This is a genomic window from Sphingomonas sp. (genome assembly GCF_965227385.1).
GTDB lineage: Bacteria > Pseudomonadota > Alphaproteobacteria > Sphingomonadales > Sphingomonadaceae > Sphingomonas.
In genome coordinates this window covers 342695-359181 of the sequence record NZ_OZ245750.1, presented here as the reverse complement: position 1 = coordinate 359181, position 16487 = coordinate 342695, and the positions used below count along the sequence as shown (strand labels likewise).

Sequence of the window (16487 nt, the reverse complement as noted above, 5' to 3'; positions counted from 1 at the left end):
GCGTGCGACGGACGGCGTCAGCTGCGACGAAACAACTTGCCGCGCTCGGTCACGAACACGATGACCAGTGCGGTCAGGCCCAACGTGGTGAAGCCGATGTAGAGCGGCACGGTCGTTCCATCGAACGCCTGGCCGATCACCGCACCCAGGACGGCGGCACCAAGCGTGGCGATGAACCCCTGCAGGCTGGATGCGCGTCCGGCGATCTCGCCCATATTCTCCATCGCCATGGCCGAGAAGTTCGAATTGGCCAGGCCCATTGCGGCCATCATCGGAGCCTGCAGCACGATGAAAATCCAAAGGGTCTCGCCGTAGAAGAGGATGATCGCAAGATGCACGGCGGCCAGCGCCGTCGTCACGACGATGGCGAGGTGGGACAGAAAACGCATGCCGAAGCGCATCACCAGCCGCGAATTGGCAAAGGCGCTGACCGCCATCAGCCCCGCGATCGACGCGAACACGGCGGTCAGCAACTCGGGGCGCTTGAACACGTCATACACGATCTGCTGGATCGACCCGATAAAGGCGAAGAAGCAGCCCGAAATGGCGGCGGTCGCAAAGGTATAGCCGACGGCCCAGCGGTCGCGGAACATGATGCGATAGCCGCGCCAGATTTCCTTCAGATCGAGTCGATTGACCGATGCCGGGTCCAGCGTCTCGGGCATGCGGATCAGGAACCAGCCCATCACAAGCGCCGCGACGATCCCGATCCCGCCAAAGATAAGCCGCCACGACCCGAAGATCATCACCATCAACTGGCCCCAGGCGGGGGCAAGTACCGGCACGACCATGAAGGTCATGAAGGCCAGGCTCATCACCCGCGCCATCGCACGCCCCTGAAAACAGTCGCGCACCAGCGCAACGGTAACGACTCGCCCGGCGGCGACCGCGGCGCCGCTCGCCGCACGCGCGATCAGCAGCAGTTCGAAACTGGTTGCGCTGGCCGCGATCAGATTGGTCACCACATAAAATGCCAAGGCGACGCCGATCACGGGCTTGCGCCCGAACCGGTCGGCCAGCGGGCCGTGCGCCAGCTGCGCCACGGCGAAGCCCAGCATGAAGGCGGTGATCACATATTGGCGATGGTTGGGCTCGCTCACCCCCAGTTGATCCGCGATTGCGGGCAGGGCGGGCAGCATCGAATCGATGCCTAGCGCAGTCAGCGCCATGATCGACGCGATCAGGGCGACGAATTCGCCCATCGGGATCGGGGAGCGGTTTTCCGGCGTCTTCGCTGCGGCAGATTGGGTAAGCGCGTCCATGCGCGGCCCATGCCGCATTGCAACCATTGCGTCACCCCCGGGATTTGACCTGAACGCAAAAGCGCGTTAGTGTATTGCTCAAATAACACGCTTGGAGTTTTGTGATGAAACCAATCTGGCTTGTGCTTCCGGTCGCGGCCGCCCTCGCCGCCTGTGGCGGGGACGGTGAGGGGACCAGCATCTCGATCGAGGGCGATAACGGGTCGGTCACCGCCGCAGCTGACAAGGACGGCAAGGTGTCGGTCAAGGCCCCGGGTTTCGAAGGCTCGATCAAGCTGCCCAAGTTCAATATCGGCGCCGAGAATTTCGAAGTCGATGGCGTCAAGCTCTATCCCGGTGCGACCGTCTCCAGCCTCAACATCGACGATCGTCAGGACGGCACCAAGTCCGGCGGCGTCAAGGTGACGTTCGACGCTCCGGCAGAGGCGAACCGGGTGCGCGACTGGTTCCGCGAGCAGATGGAGGGCGCTGGCTTCACCGTCACTGGCAATCGCGACGAGCTGACCGGCAAGACCAAGTCGGGGAGCCCCTACACACTCAAGATCGACGGAACCGGCGAAGAAAAAAGTCGCGGCACGCTGACCGTCTCCGGAAGCTGAAGCTGGGTTGGGCAATTGCCGGAGCGCGCGCGCACGGCCGCCGTTTCATCTTCGTTGAACCAGCAAATTGCACCATCCGCCGTCCACGCGTAGGCGACGGCGCAGCGGGAGGAGCGCACGGCACCGCGCTTCTCCCGCGCTTGCCATCCGGGATTTCCCGCCCCTGTTCGATCGTCTCTAAGGCGACTATTTGAGGGGGATTCGTTTCCCGGAGTCGCTTGCAATGCCCGATACCGTTCTCGCCCAAGTCCCGCTCGTCAGCCTCGCCGATCAGGCGCGCGATCCCGAGGGCTTTGCCGCCGCGTTGGGCGGCTCGTTCGAGCGGTTCGGTTTTGCGATGGTCTCGGACCACGGCATTCCGCAGGAACTGATCGACCGCGCCTGGGCGATGACCAAGGCGTTTTTCGATCTGCCCGAAGAGGTCAAGCGCAGCTACTTCGTCGCGGGTGGTGGCGGCGCGCGCGGCTATACCCCGTTCAAGACCGAGATCGCCAAGGGCGCGACCCATGTCGACCTCAAGGAATTCTGGCATATCGGGCGCGAGCTGGCCGCCGGTCACCGTTTTTCGGAGCTGATGGCGCCGAACATCTGGCCCGACCAGCCCGAAGGGTTCCGCGATACGTTGATTGAGCTGTTCGCCGCGTTCGACACCGCCGGGGACAGACTGCTTTCGGCGATCGCAGTGCATCTCGGCCTCGCGCCGGACTGGTTCGACCATGCGGTGAGGGACGGTAATTCGGTGCTGCGCTTGCTGCACTATCCGCCGGTGACCGAAGATGCGCCGAACGTGCGCGCGGGTGCGCATGAGGACATCAACCTCATCACCCTGTTGCTCGGCGCCGAGGAGGCGGGTCTGGAACTGCTCGACAAGGATGGCGAATGGCTGCCGGTCAAGCCGCCAGAGGGCGCGCTGGTGGTCAATGTCGGGGACATGCTGCAGCGGCTGACCAACCATGTCCTGCCCTCGACCACGCACCGCGTGGTCAATCCGCCGGTCGAGCGGCGCGGGCATTCGCGCTACTCCATGCCTTTCTTCCTGCACCCCGCGCCCGATTTCCTGATCAAGGCGCTGCCGCAGACGGTGACCGCGGAGAATCCCGAGCGCGAGCCGCCGATCACTGCGCACGACTATCTCGCCGAGCGCCTGGCCGAGATCGGGCTGACGAAGAAATAGAAAAAATATCTCCCTTCCCCGCAAGGGAGGGAGGTATGGGCAGAACAGTCGGCTCGGGCGATGCCCGGGCCGTTGCCACTTATGGGGATTGAGACATGACCGAACCGCTTCGCGTTGCACTGGCTGGCCTTGGCACGGTGGGCGCGGGCGTCATTCGTCTGATCGACGCCAATGCGGAGCTGATCGCGCGGCGCGCAGGGCGGCCGATCGAGATCGTCGCAGTCTCCGCACGCGACCGGACCAAGGATCGCGGTGTCGACATCACCCGCTTCGAATGGGTCGACGACATGCGCGATCTGGCCCAGCATCCGCGCGCCGATGTGGTGGTCGAACTGATCGGCGGGTCGGATGGACCCGCACTCGCGCTCGCCCGCGCGACGCTGGCGGCGGGCAAGGGGCTGGTCACTGCCAACAAGGCGATGATTGCCCACCACGGCCTCGAACTCGCGCACGTCGCCGAACAGGCCGACACGCCGATGAAGTTCGAGGCGGCGGTCGCGGGCGGCGTTCCGGTGATCAAGGGGCTGCGCGAGGGCGCGGCGGCCAACGTGATCGACCGCGTCTATGGCATCCTCAACGGTACCTGCAATTTCATCCTGTCGAAGATGGAGGCCGAGGGGCGGGACTTTGCCGAGGTTCTGGCCGAGGCACAGGCCAAGGGCTTTGCCGAGGCGGATCCAAGCTTCGACATCGATGGCGTCGATGCCGCGCACAAGCTGTCGATCCTCGCCAGCCTCGCTTTCGGGACCCAGCCGGCGTTCGGCGATGTCGCGATCGGCGGTATCCGTCACCTGCTCGCTGCCGATATCGCCGAGGCGGCGGCCTTGGGCTATCGCGTCCGTCTGCTCGGCATCGCGGATTTGAACGGCGAGGGCCTGTTCCAGCGTGTCCATCCGCACCTTGTCCCGCTCGCCCATCCGCTCGCGCACGTCACCGGCGCGACCAATGCGGTGGTGGCGGAAGGCAATTTTGTGGGACGCCTGTTGTTTCAGGGTGCTGGGGCCGGAGATGGTCCCACCGCGAGCGCCGTGGTCGCCGACCTGATCGATATTGCGCGTACGGAGTTCGGCCCCCCCTACGCAATGCCAGCCGCCAGGCTCGCCAAGGAACCTGCGGCACCGAGCGGCGAGCGGCGCGGGCGCGCCTATCTGCGCTTCACCGTGCCCGACAAGGTCGGCGTGCTCGCCGAGATCGCGGCAGCGATGCGCGATGCGGGGGTGTCGATCGAATCGCTGATCCAGCGTGGTGCCATCGCGGATGGAAGCGTGCTGCTGGCGATTGTGACGCATGAGGGGCCGGAGCGGTGTGTCGCGCAGGCGCTGGAGAAGCTGCGCGGCTCGCAGAGCCTCGCGGGCGAGCCGATGTGGATGCATATCCTCGGCGAATGAGGACGTGCTACGGCGCGGGTTCGCGCTGGCGCACCACCTTGCCGTCGAATCCGACGCCGACCGTCACGCCGACCATCCCACCGCACGGCGTGAGGAACGGGCCCGAGACGCCGCATTGGAACATCGTGTCCTCCAGCACCCGTGCCGTCTCGGCAGGCCGGTTGTCGACCGCGCGGGCGGTGACGAACGGGACGCGATATTTCTTGTCTGCCTCACGCAGCGCGCAGATCGTCACTTCATCCGGATCGGCGGTCTTTTCACATGGGATGACGGCCCGCGTCTTTTCCCGATGCGCGCGCAGCAGCGCGCCGTCGGCACCGGACTGGAACGCGAGGGCAAGCAGCATCAGGGACATGGCGTCGAACCTCCCGACGCAACGCTATCACGATGCTTTCGGTGGCGAAACGGGGGTCAGTTACCGTCGCTGGAAACCGTCGCGGCGTCCGCCAGCGCGATCTCCACCACGGCGCGCCCGCGACGGACAATCCCCAGTTCGCGCGCGGCGGCTTCGGACAGGTCGAGAATGCGGCTCTTGTGGAACGGCCCGCGATCATTGACGCGAACGACCACGCTGCGTCCGGTCGACGGATCGGTTACGCGCAGTTTGGTGCCAAATGGCAGGCTGCGATGCGCGGCGGTCATGCCATCGGGGTCAAACCGCTCACCGCTTGCCGTGCGGTTGCCGGCATGGGCGGCGCCATAATAGCTTGCCATGCCGCTTGCCATCACCGTCGATGCGCCGGGTGCGGCAACGGCAGGGGTGGCGTCCTGCGCCGCGACCGGCGCAGCGGCGGTCAGCATGATGACAGCGATGATCGAACGCATGGTCCCCGGCCCCTTTCGGTGCGGGGGTGAAACAGACGCGGCGCTGGAGGGCAATCCGTCCAGCGCCGCGTTGTTTGGATTCTGCGGTCAAACGTCGAGATTGGCGACGCTTAGCGCGTTTTCCTGGATGAATTCGCGGCGCGGTTCGACGACATCGCCCATGAGGCGCGTGAAGATCTCGTCCGCGACATCGGCCTGATCGACCTGCACCACCAGCATAGAGCGGTTGGCCGGATCGAGCGTGGTTTCCCACAGCTGTTCGGCGTTCATCTCCCCCAGCCCCTTGTAGCGCTGGATCGACAGGCCCTTGCGGCCCGAGGCGAGGATGGCGTCGAGCAGCTCGCTCGGCCGTGCGACGAGGGTCTCGCCCTTGGCGGCGGCGACGGGCAGCTCCTCTTCGCCCTCGGCGACCGGAGCCGCTTCCTCGGCCTGCGCGACCTTGGCGGAGACGAGCTTGGCGATCTGCGCATAGCTGTCGGCCTGTTCGGCGGCGAGCGCGTGGAGCTTGCGCCCCTCGGCCGAGGTCAGGAACGCGGCCTCGATGATGTGGTGATCGGTCACGCCGCGCCACCAGCGCTCGAAATGGAAGCCGCCATCGTCGGTGACGCGCGCGGTCCAGCGGGCGTCGGCGTCGGTCAGGTCGAGCCGCTGCGTGACTGCAGCCAGCCGCTCGCCGCGCTGCTCGCGCGTCGCTTCGGGATCGAGCGCGCGGCCCAGCGCCAGCGCCTCGATGATCGAGGGATCGTAGCGGCGCGGGACATAGCGCATCAGCGTCTTCATGCGGCGCGCATGCTCGACCAGGCTCGCCAGATCCTCGCCAAAGCGGGTGCCCGACGCGGTTTCCAGCCGGTTGCCGGCGACCCCCGCCTCGACCAGATAATCGTCGAGCGCGGCATCGTCCTTCAGATACACTTCCGACCGGCCCTTGGTTGCCTTGTACAAAGGCGGCTGGGCAATGAAGAGATGCCCGGCCTCGATGATCTCGGGCATCTGGCGGTAGAAGAAGGTGAGCAGCAGCGTGCGGATATGCGCGCCGTCCACGTCAGCGTCGGTCATGATGACGATCTTGTGGTAGCGCAGCTTTTCGAGGTTGAAGTCGTCGCGGCCGATGCCGGTGCCCATCGCCTGGATCAGCGTGCCGATTTCCTTGGACGACAGCATGCGGTCAAAGCGCGCGCGCTCGACGTTCAGGATCTTGCCGCGCAGCGGGAGGATCGCCTGGAAATGACGGTCGCGGCCCTGTTTGGCCGAGCCACCGGCCGAGTCACCCTCGACCAGGAACAGTTCGGACTTGGCCGGATCGCGCTCCTGACAATCGGCGAGCTTGCCGGGCAGCGAGGCGATGTCCATCACGCCCTTGCGCCGGGTCAGTTCGCGCGCACGCTTGGCCGCTTCGCGCGCGGCGGCGGCGTCGATCACCTTCTGGATGATCATGCGGGCGTGGGCGGGATTTTCCTCCAGCCAGTCGTTCATCTTGTCGGCCATCAGCGCTTCGAGCGGCTGGCGGACTTCGGACGACACCAGCTTGTCCTTGGTCTGGCTGCTGAACTTGGGATCGGGCAGCTTGACGCTGACGATCGCCGTCAGGCCTTCACGCATGTCGTCGCCGGTGAGCGTGACCTTTTCCTTCTTCAGCAGGCCCGACTTGTCGGCATAGCTGTTGATCGTGCGGGTCAGCGCGGCGCGGAACGCGGCAAGGTGGGTGCCGCCGTCCCGCTGCGGGATGTTGTTGGTGAAGCAGAGGACGTTTTCGTAATAGCTGTCGTTCCACTCCAGCGCGACATCGATGCCGATATCGTCGCGCTGGCCGGTCACCGAAATCGGATCGGGGAAGAGCGGCGACTTGTTGCGATCGAGCCACTTCACGAAAGCGGCGATTCCGCCTTCATAATAGAGTTCGACTTCCTTGACCTCTTCGTGTCGCGCGTCGCGCAGGAACAGGCGCACGCCGGAATTCAGGAACGCCAGCTCGCGATAGCGATGCTCGAGCTTGTCGAAATCATATTCGATCTGGTTCTTGAACGTGCCGCCATCGCCCGGCGTCTTTTCGGTCGAGGCGAGGAAGGTCACGCGCGTGCCCTTCTTGCCATTGGCCGGGCCGATCACCTTGAGCGGTGCGGTCGCGTCGCCATAGGCGAAGCGCATGTAATGCTCCTCGCCGTCGCGCCAGATGTTGAGGTCGAGCCATTCCGACAGCGCGTTAACCACCGACACGCCGACGCCGTGCAGACCGCCCGAGACCTTGTACGCATTGTCGTCCGAGGTGTTTTCGAATTTACCGCCGGCGTGGAGCTGGGTCATGATGACCTCAGCCGCGCTCACGCCCTCTTCGCTGTGGATGCCGGTCGGGATGCCGCGGCCGTTATCCTCGACCGACACCGAGCCATCGGCGTTCAGCTGGATGATGATCTTGTCGCAATGGCCGGCCAGCGCTTCGTCGATCGCGTTGTCCGAAACCTCGAACACCATGTGGTGCAGGCCGGAACCGTCGTCGGTGTCGCCGATATACATGCCGGGCCGCTTGCGCACCGCGTCGAGGCCCTTGAGGACCTTGATGCTGTCGGCGCCGTAGGCGTTGGAGTTGGGGGCGGAATCGGTGGTGTTGTTGTCGTCTGATGCCATGCCCAGCATATAGGGTCGACAGTCACAAAACGGAAGCGAAATGGGCCTTAGGCGGGGTGGATCGCGCCGTCGTGAACGGTGAGCCGAATCGCCGCCCCCGCCTCGGCAAACAATGCTGGTTCGGTGCCGGTCATCCACACCTGTCCGCGCCCCGTCAGCCGTTCGAACAGCGCCGCGCGACGGGCGGGATCAAGGTGCGCGGCGACCTCGTCCAGCAGCAGGATCGGCGCGCGGCCGGTGCGGTCGGCGACAAGTTCGGCATGGGCGAGGACGATGGCGAGCAGGAGGGCCTTTTGCTCGCCGGTCGAGCAGAGATGCGCGGCCTGGCCCTTGCCAAGATGCGTGACCGCAAGGTCCTGGCGATGCGGGCCGTTCAGCGTGCGCCCGGCGGCGGCGTCCCGCGCGCGACCGGCGCGCAGGCGCGCGGTGAGATCGGTCGCGTCATCTCCCTCGATGGCGAGGCCGGCGCGGGCAAACGGCCCTTCGGGTTGCGCGACGAGGCGGTCGGAGAGCTGGGCGACGGTGGTACGGCGCGCGGTGTCGATCGCCGCGCCATGTTCGGTCATGCGCGCTTCCAGCGCGGTGAGCCAGTCGGGATCGGCGGGTTCTTCGGCGCCGAGCAGGCGGTTGCGCTCGCGCATCGCGGCTTCGTAGCGCGCGCTGTGGTGGGCATGGCTGGGGACGAGCGCGAGGGCGAGCCGGTCGAGAAAGCGCCGCCGCTCGCTCGCCGGTTCGGCGAACAGCCGGTCCATCGCGGGTGTGAGCCACAGCACGGTCAGCCATTCGCCGAGCGAGGTCGCCGCGGCGGTCGCGCCATTGACGCGGACGATGCGGCGCTCGGGCGCAGAGGGCTGGGTGCCGGTGCCGATCTCGACCTCCCCGTCGAGCTGCGCCGCCACCCCGAACCCGCCGCTGCCGCCCTGTCGCGCCATTTCGGTCAGCGGCGCGCGGCGCAGGCCGCGACCGGGGGCGAGCAGGGACACCGCCTCCAGCACATTGGTCTTTCCCGCGCCATTGTCCCCCGCCAGCACGACGAAGCCGGTCCCGACATTGAAGATCGTGTCGCGATGGTTGCGGAAATCAGTCAGGACGAGGCGGGTGAGGGCCATCAGCGGCGTCTAGCGTTCCGGCGTGGCGCGCGATAGCGTTCACGCGGCGAAAGCCTCCTTGGGCACTTTGGAAGCGACCGATTCTGGCGGCGATGCTGCTCGCCAAGGCTGGATGCACAGCCTGCTGGGGTACAGCGTCTGGGTGCAGCCACATGCAATTCGCCTCCCTCTTCAGGGCGGGAGTGAAGAGCCGCATGTGGATAGAAGCTAAATTCCGATCAGGCCCTTTGCGCGCAATTCTGCCTGCGCCGCGCGGTACTGGACCGGGTCGCCGATACCGAGCCGCGCGCGGACCGCGTCGAGCGGTTCGGCGAGCAAAAGCTCGTAATCCTCGCCCGACAGCCAGCGCGCGGCCTTGCCATGGCGATAGCCTTCGCGCACCGCCTTGGCGAAGCTGCGCGATCCGGTGACGCGCAGGCTCTTGAGCGCGGCGCCCAAGGCGATGAATGCCCAGCCCAGGCCGCCGGTCTGGGCATAGGAAAAGGCGACGAGGCACGCTTCGCCGAGCGGTTCGTCGGCCTGGTAGCCGGTGACGACGTGCCAGATGTCGTGAATGTCGCGCTCGCGCCGGCCATACCAGGCATGCGGATGCTCGATCCCGCGTTCGACATCGGCGTCGGCATAGCTCACATCTGCCAGCCCCTGAGCCGAATAGCCGGTGCGATCGAGAAAGGCGCGATAGGCCGCGCCGACGCTGCCTTCGGGCAGCGAGTCGAGCCAGGCGCGGTCGGAGAATTTCTCGGCCAGTTCGGTGCGGCGATAGGCGATTCGCCCGCCCTCCGCCGTGCTCAGCAGACGGCGATAATTGCGCGCCAGCGTGTCGCCGTTCAGCGCGCGCATGATGCGGAACACCTGCACCGTATCGTCGCCGTTGGCGAGCAGACGGCGCAGCGCGGTCAGCGCTGTCCCCCATTCGCGCTTGCGCGGTTTGCTCCAGTCGATCGCCTGAGTTGCCATGGGAACCACCGTTACTGACAGATGTGTCAATAAGTGGTTATCCCCCGCATTGCAAGGTGACAAGAGCTCTGGACAGTTCCGGTGAACAACCGGTTGCTTATCTTGCGGGCAGACGCGGACCTCAGTCAGGCCGACCTCGCCCGCCTGCTCGGCGTCTCGCGCCAGACCGTGAATGCGGTCGAGACGGACAAATATGACCCGAGCCTGCCGCTGGCGTTGCGGATGGCGAAAATCTTTGGAGTGGCAGTCGATGAAATTTTCGTCGATGACTGGGTCGCACCCGACCGTGACTGAATTCACGCGTGCGCAACGCTGGCGCCGGCATGCGGTCGAGGCGCTGATCGGTGGCATGATCGGCGCCGGTTTCGGCTTTGGTATGGCCAGCTTTGTCGACTCGACCGGATTCGAGCAGTGGACCATCGCCGAACTCGCGTCGCTCGGCATCGGGTTCATGTTGTTGTTCATGGGCGGCTTCGTGCTGGTGATGAGCGCATCTGAAGACCGGTGGCGGCGTTTGGTCGCATTTCGTCAGCCCGGGAGCGAGCCGCCGGATCGCGATTCGATGCTGGCGGTCCGCCGTCAGGGCGTGATCATCGCGCTGACCGGCCCGACCCTCGCCGCGCCGCCGGTGCTGGCGCATCTAGGCCTTGGCGACGACGGGCGGGCGATCGCGGCGGCGGGCGTGATGGGGGCGCTCGCGGTGCAGAGCTGGCTGAACTGGCGGCTCTATCGCACGAGCGACGAACTGGTGCGGCAGGTGGCGATCGTGGCTGGCGCGGTGTGCTTCTGGGGTGCGCAGCTGGCGCTGTTCATCTGGGCCACGCTGGCCAAGCTGTGGCTGGTCGCGGACGTCGACAGCTGGACGCTGCTGACGCTGGTGATGGCGGCTTATCTGGTGGCGTCGAGCTGGATCGGGCTGCGGCGCGGGCTTGGCCAGCTCTGAGTGCGAAGGGGGGAAGGCGCGCGCGGCGCCTTCCCGGTCCGGTCAGACGCGCATCGGCATCAGCACATAGAGCGCCGGCGACTTGTCATTTTCACGAATCAGCGTCGGCGCGGCGGCGTCGGCAAGGTGGACTTCGACCACATCGCTTTCGATCTGGCCGAGAATGTCCATCAGATAACGCGAATTGAATCCGATCTCGAACGGCTGCGCGGCGTACTCGCCGGGCACGTCCTCGGCCGCAGTGCCGTTGTCGGGGCTGGTGACCGACAGGGTGATCCGGTCGCGGTCGAGCGCCATCTTCACCGCGCGGGTCTTTTCGGTCGCGATGGTCGACACGCGGTCGACGCCCTGCATGAAGCTGCGCGGGTCGATCTTGAGGATCTTGTCGTTCCCGGTCGGGATGACGCGCGAATAATCGGGGAAAGTGCCGTCGATCAGCTTCGAAGTGAGGATCGCAGCGCCGAGGTCGAAGCGGATCTTCGATCCCGACAGCGACACGCCGACTGAACCGTCGACTTCGTCGAGCAGCTTGCGCAGCTCGGCCACACACTTACGCGGCACGATGACGTCGGGCATCGCTTCGGCGCCTTCGGGGCGCGGCACGGTGACGCGGGCAAGGCGGTGACCGTCGGTCGCCGCGGCCTTCAGCATGTCGTCGGCGACGTGCAGGAAGATGCCGTTGAGATAATAGCGCGTCTCTTCGGTCGAGATCGCGAAGCGCGTCTTGTCGATGATCTGCTTGAGCGTTTCGGCGGGCAGCTCGAACACGGTGGGCAGTTCGCCTTCCGCGATCACCGGGAAATCGTCGCGCGGCAGCGTACCCAGCTCGAACTTGGCGCGGCCGGCATTGACCTTGATCTTGCCCTCGGCGGCGGTCAGCTCGACCTGTGCCCCCTCGGGCAGCTTGCGCGCGATGTCGAACAGGGTGTGGGCAGGGACGGTGATCGCGCCCGCCTGATCGACCGCAGCCGCCACGGTTTCGTCGATCTGCAGGTCGAGATCGGTTGCCATGAGCCGCAGCGATCCGTCGAGCGATGCCTCGATCAGCACGTTGGACAGGATCGGGATGGTGTTGCGCCGTTCGACCACCGACTGGACGTGGCTGAGGCCCCGAAGGAGCGTGGCGCGTTCGATCGTCGCTTTCATGTGTGTTCAAAACCCCCGGGCGGTCGCCCAAATTCAACAGACGGCGCGTGATTGCCGTCGGAAGTTCAAGCTATCCTTAACGCGAAAAAGGGCCGGAGCAAGCGGCTCCGACCCTTCGTCGTATTCATTTGTGGACAGGCGAACCGTCAGAAGCGGAAGCCGACGCCCACTGCGATCTGGTGACGATCGGTATCGATGTCGAAATCCTCGGTGATCGCGCCATTGCTATATTCAAAATTCGCGTTCGAATAGTTCGAATAGCGATACTCGAGCTTGGCATAGCTGTTGGTGCCGATCGCCTGCTCGATGCCCGCGCCGATGCGCCAGCCGTCCAGCTCGAAATTGTCGCGCAGTTCGGTCGTGCCGTCGGTCGCAAGGACGTTCAGGCGGGCATTGGTGTAGCCGCCCTTGGCATAGACCAGAGTGCTGGGCGAGGCGAGTACGCCGGCGCGCAGGCCGACATAGATGTCACGGCCGGTGCCGACTTCACCGAAACCGAAGAAGTTCGGATCGGTCGACCGTGCTTCGACCTTGCCGGTCGAATCCGACAGTTCGGCCTCGACGCCGACCACCGCGCCACCAACGGCGATGTCGTATCCGACGTCCACGCCGTAGAGGAAACCATCGACATTCTGGTCGTCGCCGTCGATGTCGCTGTCCTCGGTGCTGCCCGGGCGGACGATGTCATAACCGCCGATGACGCCGGCGCGGAAGCCGGTGAAGGTCGGATCGGTGTCCTGGGCGAAGGCCGGGGCGGCGATCATGGTCGATGCGGCCAGAGCGGCGGCAATTGCGATACGCATATTGAAACTCCTTAACTCAACCCGTTCACGGGCTGGGGGCTGTAATGACGCTGCGCCGCACAAGTTGCATGAACGCTGGATAAACGCGGAAAACCGTTGCTATTGTGCCACAGTGCACTCATTCAGCTTGGCCATGCGGAAAGGACGCGACTTCATCGCCCGACATGGCGAAACGGTGTTCAACGCTGCCCGGCGACTGCAGGGGGACCATCTGCACACCCCGCTGACCCGCGCGGGCTTTGCCCAGGCGGACCAGATGGGGCAGGCGCTCGCAGACATGCTCGGCCGCGCGCCAGCGTTGACATTATGGGCGTCCGACACCGGCCGCGCGCTGCAGACGTTGGCGGTGATCACCGAGCACCTCGGCCTCGACTGGCACGGTGCGCGGCACGATCCGCGCCTGACCGAGATCGGCATGGGCAGTTGGGGCGGGCGCTATTATGCGGAACTGATGGCGGGCGACCTGCCGGTGATTGCCCCGACCGGGCTGCTCCATCCGGCGCCGGATGGTGAAACCTATGCCGAGATCGCGGCGCGCGTATCGGACTGGCTTGCCGACACCCACGACGACCCCGGCGACCGGCTGATCATCATGCACGGCATTTCCAGCCGTGTGCTACGTGGGGTGATGACCGGGTGCGACGTCCATCCCGAGTTCGCCACGCCGATTGCCGCGGGACTGCCGCAGGGGTCGATCGTCATGATCGAGCATGGCCGTGAAACGATCGTGCATCTGGGCAGCGGACGCGCGCCGGCGTGACGGCGCTGCTTCTCGCGGTTGCGCTCGCCGCGCAGGGTCAAGGCCGCGAAGCGCTTGGCGTCTTCGATGCCTGGGGAGCGTTTCGCGATGCCGCCCCGGCGCGCTGCTATGCCATCGGCCAGCCGGTACGTGGACGCGACGGCGCTTTTGCCAGCATCGCCAACTGGCCACGATCCGGCGCGCGCAATCAGGTCCATATCCGTCTGAGCCGCGCGCGCGATCCGCGGGCGAAGGTCACGCTGGCGATCGGCGAACGGCGGTTCGAGTTGATCGCGGGGGCGAGTGACGCATGGGCTCCCGATGCACGGACCGATCGTGCCATCGTTGCCGCGATCCGCTCAAGCCGGTCGATGAGCGTCGAAAGCGTCGCCCGTAGCGGCGGAGCGTTCGCCGACGTCTATGCGCTCAAGGGCGCAGCGACCGCGATCGATGCGGCCGCGATGGGCTGTGCGCGTCGGTAAGCGCCCAGCCCATGCATCGGATTATTGTTGTCCCGGAGTCGGGCTTGCCGACGGAGCGGGGGCCGGGCTGCCCGTCGGGGCGGGCGTGGGCGCCGTCGCCTGCGGGCCGTCGCGCACCGCGATGATCGCCGCCTGAACCTTGTCGCGCACCGCAGCGTCGGTCTGCGCGAGTTTGGCGATTTCGTTGAAACGGGCGGTTTCGAGACCGGCGGCAGTCACGGCCTTGGTCATCTTGGCTGCCTTGTCTGCGGCCGGGATCGCCGGATCTTTCGATACCGCGTCGGAGGCGAGTGCAGCCTTGGCGAACATCGTCACCTCGGCGTCGGTGATCGGGGCAGGAGCGGCCGCTTCGGCCTGGGGCGCGGGGGCGGCGGTCTGGGCAAGGGCAGGTGCGGCGAACAGGAAACCAGCGGTCAGCGCCGCGCGGGTCAAATAGGTCAAAACAAAACTCCAGTATCGTTGAATGTACAGGCGTCAAAGACGCGCACGCGACAGGGTTCCAGACCCCGGCGATCGATCGCAACCTTTCCTCGGCAAGCCGTGGCCGGCCCGGGACGGGCGGGGCATGGAAATGTGTCGGCACTTCGGCTATATTCGCGCGATGCAGCCAGTCTCGTCGCCCCCCATGCCCATTCCCGGGCACATCGATCCCGTGCCCGTTCCGCGCAGCCTGAAGCCGCGCGCCGATGGGCGGATCGACCTGCTCGGTCTGTCCAAGGCCGATCTGCGCATGGCGCTGGAGACGGCACAGCTGGAGCCGAAACAGGCAAAGCTGCGCGCCAAACAGCTGTGGCACTGGATCTATAATCGCGGCGTCACCGATTTCAGCCTGATGACCGATATCTCGAAGGCGATGCAGCCCTGGCTGGCGCAGCGTTTCGTGATCTCGCGCCCGCAGGTGGTGGAGGCGCAGGTGTCGACCGACGGCACGCGCAAGTGGCTGCTGCGGTCGGACGACGGGCAGGATTACGAGATGGTGTTCATCCCCGACGCGGATCGGGGAACCTTGTGCGTGTCGAGCCAGGTCGGCTGCACGCTCAACTGCCGCTTCTGCCACACCGGCACGATGCGGCTGGTGCGCAATCTCGAACCCGGCGAGATCGTCGGACAGGTGATGCTGGCGCGCGACGCGCTGGGCGAATGGCCGAGCACGCCCGAGGGGCGGATGCTCACCAACATCGTGATGATGGGAATGGGCGAGCCGCTCTATAATTTCGACAATGTCCGCGATTCGCTGAAGATCGTGATGGACGGCGACGGACTGGCGCTGAGCAAGCGGCGCATCACGCTGTCGACCAGCGGTGTGGTGCCGATGATGGCGCGCGCGGGCGAGGAGATCGGCGTCAACCTTGCCGTTTCGCTCCACGCGGTGACCAAGGAAGTGCGCGACGAGATCGTGCCCCTGAACCGCAAGTTCGGGATCGAGGAGCTGCTGCAGGCATGCGCCGACTATCCCGGCGCGAACAATGCCCGTCGCATCACGTTCGAATATGTGATGCTGAAGGACAAGAATGACAGCGACGACGATGCGCGCGAGCTGGTGCGGCTGATCAAGCAGTACAAGCTGCCCGCCAAGGTCAATCTGATCCCGTTCAACCCCTGGCCCGGCGCGCCGTACGAATGCTCAACGCCCGAGCGAATCCGGGCGTTTCAGGAAATTGTGTTCGGTGCGGGCATTTCCGCTCCGGCGCGCACGCCGCGCGGGCGCGACATCGATGCCGCATGCGGTCAGCTCAAGACCGCGAGCGAGAAAAAGAGCCGCGCGGAGCTCGACCGGCTGGCCGAAGAGAAGCAGGCCGCGCTCGGCTGATCGGGGCAGTGTTGCCAAGATATCACGGTATTTCTACAATGTTGCCAAAATGAACCGTGTTACTCTTGTAACGCACGCGTGGGCTTACTAGTTGTGCACCCGCAACGACATGTTGCTTAACTAAAACAACATCCTGCTTGGGGAATCTGTTATGCGTAAGATCGCTATTCTTGCGGCGCTTGCTGCCGCCACCGTCGCTTCGCCTGCGTTCGCTCAGGACGCAGCTTCGGGTGAAGGCCGCGTCGAAGTGCGCGGCGGTATCGCATGGGCCGAGGGCGCTGAAGAAGCGTTCGCTGGCGTTGCAGTCGGCTATGACTTTGATCTGGGCGACACCGCGTTCGTCGGCGTCGAAGCTGGGGCGGACAAGGTCCTTACCGAAGGTGCGGACGTGTTCTGGACCATCGGTGGCCGCGTCGGCGCCAAGGTCGGCGATGCCGGCCGCGCCTATGTTCTCGGCGGCTACGGCTTCGCTGACGGCGACGACGGCGCATTCGCTGGCGCCGGTTACCAGCACAACCTCGGCACGAACGTCTTCGCCAAGGTTGAGTATCGCCGCACCCTGGTCGAAGGTCCGGACGTGAACTTCGCCGGCGTCGGCGTCGGCTTCCGCTTCTGATCGCTGCGGTCG

18 protein-coding genes are annotated in these 16487 nt (G+C 65.7%); 9 read left to right on the top strand and 9 right to left on the bottom strand.

Annotated elements, in window-relative coordinates; translation table 11 throughout:
* Positions 1–17: 17 nt before the first annotated feature.
* Positions 18–1262 (bottom strand): multidrug effflux MFS transporter, encoded by a 1245-nt coding sequence (locus ACO05N_RS01665; protein ID WP_422055472.1) that lies wholly within the window; start codon positions 1260–1262, stop codon positions 18–20.
* 104 nt (positions 1263–1366) lie between these two features.
* On the opposite strand from ACO05N_RS01665, the gene ACO05N_RS01660 reads away from it, so the two are divergent.
* The 3 genes from ACO05N_RS01660 to ACO05N_RS01650 all read left to right on the top strand — a co-directional run bounded on the left by ACO05N_RS01660 (position 1367) and on the right by ACO05N_RS01650 (position 4423).
* Positions 1367–1861, top strand: a complete 495-nt coding sequence (locus ACO05N_RS01660) for a hypothetical protein (RefSeq protein WP_422055471.1) — start codon at positions 1367–1369, stop codon at positions 1859–1861.
* A 223-nt stretch (positions 1862–2084) separates the two neighbouring features.
* Positions 2085–3035, top strand: a complete 951-nt coding sequence (locus ACO05N_RS01655) for an isopenicillin N synthase family dioxygenase (protein ID WP_422055470.1) — start codon at positions 2085–2087, stop codon at positions 3033–3035.
* 95 nt (positions 3036–3130) lie between these two features.
* Positions 3131–4423, top strand: coding sequence for a homoserine dehydrogenase (locus ACO05N_RS01650; protein WP_422055469.1), 1293 nt, complete (start codon positions 3131–3133; stop codon positions 4421–4423).
* A gap of 7 nt (positions 4424–4430) precedes the next feature.
* On the opposite strand, the gene ACO05N_RS01645 is transcribed toward ACO05N_RS01650, so the two are convergent.
* From ACO05N_RS01645 to ACO05N_RS01625, 5 genes are all read right to left on the bottom strand, one after another.
* A complete protein-coding gene (locus ACO05N_RS01645) occupies positions 4431–4769 on the bottom strand; it encodes a hypothetical protein (RefSeq protein WP_422055468.1) in 339 nt (112 codons plus the stop codon).
* 65 nt (positions 4770–4834) lie between these two features.
* Positions 4835–5248 (bottom strand): septal ring lytic transglycosylase RlpA family protein, encoded by a 414-nt coding sequence (locus ACO05N_RS01640; protein ID WP_422055467.1) that lies wholly within the window; start codon positions 5246–5248, stop codon positions 4835–4837.
* 87 nt (positions 5249–5335) lie between these two features.
* Entirely contained in the window at positions 5336–7870 is a 2535-nt protein-coding gene (gene gyrB / locus ACO05N_RS01635) for a DNA topoisomerase (ATP-hydrolyzing) subunit B (RefSeq protein ID WP_422055466.1), read from the bottom strand.
* A gap of 47 nt (positions 7871–7917) precedes the next feature.
* The gene (gene recF / locus ACO05N_RS01630; RefSeq protein WP_422055465.1) at positions 7918–8979 is read right to left on the bottom strand and encodes a DNA replication/repair protein RecF; all 1062 of its coding nucleotides are present in this window, start codon (positions 8977–8979) and stop codon (positions 7918–7920) included.
* A 207-nt stretch (positions 8980–9186) separates the two neighbouring features.
* The gene (locus ACO05N_RS01625; protein ID WP_422055464.1) at positions 9187–9936 is read right to left on the bottom strand and encodes a Coq4 family protein; all 750 of its coding nucleotides are present in this window, start codon (positions 9934–9936) and stop codon (positions 9187–9189) included.
* A gap of 81 nt (positions 9937–10017) precedes the next feature.
* Here ACO05N_RS01625 and ACO05N_RS01620 point away from each other — a divergent pair, with 81 nt between their 5' ends.
* Both ACO05N_RS01620 and ACO05N_RS01615 read left to right on the top strand, forming a co-directional pair.
* The gene (locus tag ACO05N_RS01620) at positions 10018–10230 is read left to right on the top strand and encodes a helix-turn-helix transcriptional regulator (protein ID WP_422055463.1); all 213 of its coding nucleotides are present in this window, start codon (positions 10018–10020) and stop codon (positions 10228–10230) included.
* Positions 10223–10879, top strand: a complete 657-nt coding sequence (locus tag ACO05N_RS01615) for a hypothetical protein (RefSeq protein WP_422055462.1) — start codon at positions 10223–10225, stop codon at positions 10877–10879. Before ACO05N_RS01620 ends, ACO05N_RS01615 begins: the two co-directional genes overlap by 8 nt.
* 42 nt (positions 10880–10921) lie before the next feature.
* Here the strand turns inward: ACO05N_RS01615 and dnaN are convergent, their stop codons facing one another.
* Both dnaN and ACO05N_RS01605 read right to left on the bottom strand, forming a co-directional pair.
* Positions 10922–12025: a DNA polymerase III subunit beta gene (gene dnaN, locus ACO05N_RS01610; RefSeq protein WP_422055461.1), complete on the bottom strand. Its 1104-nt coding sequence runs from the start codon at positions 12023–12025 to the stop codon at positions 10922–10924.
* Positions 12026–12171: 146 nt separating this feature from the next.
* On the bottom strand, positions 12172–12828 hold the full coding sequence (locus ACO05N_RS01605; protein WP_422055460.1) for an outer membrane protein: 657 nt from the start codon (positions 12826–12828) through the stop codon (positions 12172–12174).
* 133 nt (positions 12829–12961) lie between these two features.
* Here ACO05N_RS01605 and ACO05N_RS01600 point away from each other — a divergent pair, with 133 nt between their 5' ends.
* Entirely contained in the window at positions 12962–13588 is a 627-nt protein-coding gene (locus ACO05N_RS01600; RefSeq protein WP_422055459.1) for a histidine phosphatase family protein, read from the top strand.
* Positions 13585–14049 (top strand): hypothetical protein, encoded by a 465-nt coding sequence (locus ACO05N_RS01595; protein ID WP_422055458.1) that lies wholly within the window; start codon positions 13585–13587, stop codon positions 14047–14049. Before ACO05N_RS01600 ends, ACO05N_RS01595 begins: the two co-directional genes overlap by 4 nt.
* Before the next feature lie 21 nt (positions 14050–14070).
* Here ACO05N_RS01595 and ACO05N_RS01590 read toward each other — a convergent pair whose 3' ends face one another.
* On the bottom strand, positions 14071–14490 hold the full coding sequence (locus tag ACO05N_RS01590; RefSeq protein ID WP_422055457.1) for a DUF4168 domain-containing protein: 420 nt from the start codon (positions 14488–14490) through the stop codon (positions 14071–14073).
* Between the two features lie 184 nt (positions 14491–14674).
* Between ACO05N_RS01590 and rlmN the strand changes: the two genes are divergently transcribed.
* Both rlmN and ACO05N_RS01580 read left to right on the top strand, forming a co-directional pair.
* Entirely contained in the window at positions 14675–15859 is a 1185-nt protein-coding gene (gene rlmN, locus ACO05N_RS01585) for a 23S rRNA (adenine(2503)-C(2))-methyltransferase RlmN (protein WP_422055456.1), read from the top strand.
* Positions 15860–16010: 151 nt separating this feature from the next.
* Positions 16011–16475, top strand: coding sequence for an outer membrane protein (locus ACO05N_RS01580; RefSeq protein ID WP_422055455.1), 465 nt, complete (start codon positions 16011–16013; stop codon positions 16473–16475).
* The last annotated feature ends 12 nt before the right edge of the window (positions 16476–16487 follow it).

What these genes read in the sequence shown, in the direction of transcription:
- ACO05N_RS01665 (WP_422055472.1), bottom strand. Translation starts at nt 1,262, where the DNA reads ATGGACGCGCTTACCCAATCTGCCGCAGCGAAGACGCCGGAAAACCGC.
- ACO05N_RS01660 (WP_422055471.1), top strand. Translation starts at nt 1,367, where the DNA reads ATGAAACCAATCTGGCTTGTGCTTCCGGTCGCGGCCGCCCTCGCCGCC.
- ACO05N_RS01655 (WP_422055470.1), top strand. Translation starts at nt 2,085, where the DNA reads ATGCCCGATACCGTTCTCGCCCAAGTCCCGCTCGTCAGCCTCGCCGAT.
- ACO05N_RS01650 (WP_422055469.1), top strand. Translation starts at nt 3,131, where the DNA reads ATGACCGAACCGCTTCGCGTTGCACTGGCTGGCCTTGGCACGGTGGGC.
- ACO05N_RS01645 (WP_422055468.1), bottom strand. Translation starts at nt 4,769, where the DNA reads ATGCTGCTTGCCCTCGCGTTCCAGTCCGGTGCCGACGGCGCGCTGCTG.
- ACO05N_RS01640 (WP_422055467.1), bottom strand. Translation starts at nt 5,248, where the DNA reads ATGCGTTCGATCATCGCTGTCATCATGCTGACCGCCGCTGCGCCGGTC.
- gyrB (WP_422055466.1), bottom strand. Translation starts at nt 7,870, where the DNA reads ATGGCATCAGACGACAACAACACCACCGATTCCGCCCCCAACTCCAAC.
- recF (WP_422055465.1), bottom strand. Translation starts at nt 8,979, where the DNA reads ATGGCCCTCACCCGCCTCGTCCTGACTGATTTCCGCAACCATCGCGAC.
- ACO05N_RS01625 (WP_422055464.1), bottom strand. Translation starts at nt 9,936, where the DNA reads ATGGCAACTCAGGCGATCGACTGGAGCAAACCGCGCAAGCGCGAATGG.
- dnaN (WP_422055461.1), bottom strand. Translation starts at nt 12,025, where the DNA reads ATGAAAGCGACGATCGAACGCGCCACGCTCCTTCGGGGCCTCAGCCAC.
- ACO05N_RS01605 (WP_422055460.1), bottom strand. Translation starts at nt 12,828, where the DNA reads ATGCGTATCGCAATTGCCGCCGCTCTGGCCGCATCGACCATGATCGCC.
- ACO05N_RS01600 (WP_422055459.1), top strand. Translation starts at nt 12,962, where the DNA reads ATGCGGAAAGGACGCGACTTCATCGCCCGACATGGCGAAACGGTGTTC.
- rlmN (WP_422055456.1), top strand. Translation starts at nt 14,675, where the DNA reads ATGCCCATTCCCGGGCACATCGATCCCGTGCCCGTTCCGCGCAGCCTG.
- ACO05N_RS01580 (WP_422055455.1), top strand. Translation starts at nt 16,011, where the DNA reads ATGCGTAAGATCGCTATTCTTGCGGCGCTTGCTGCCGCCACCGTCGCT.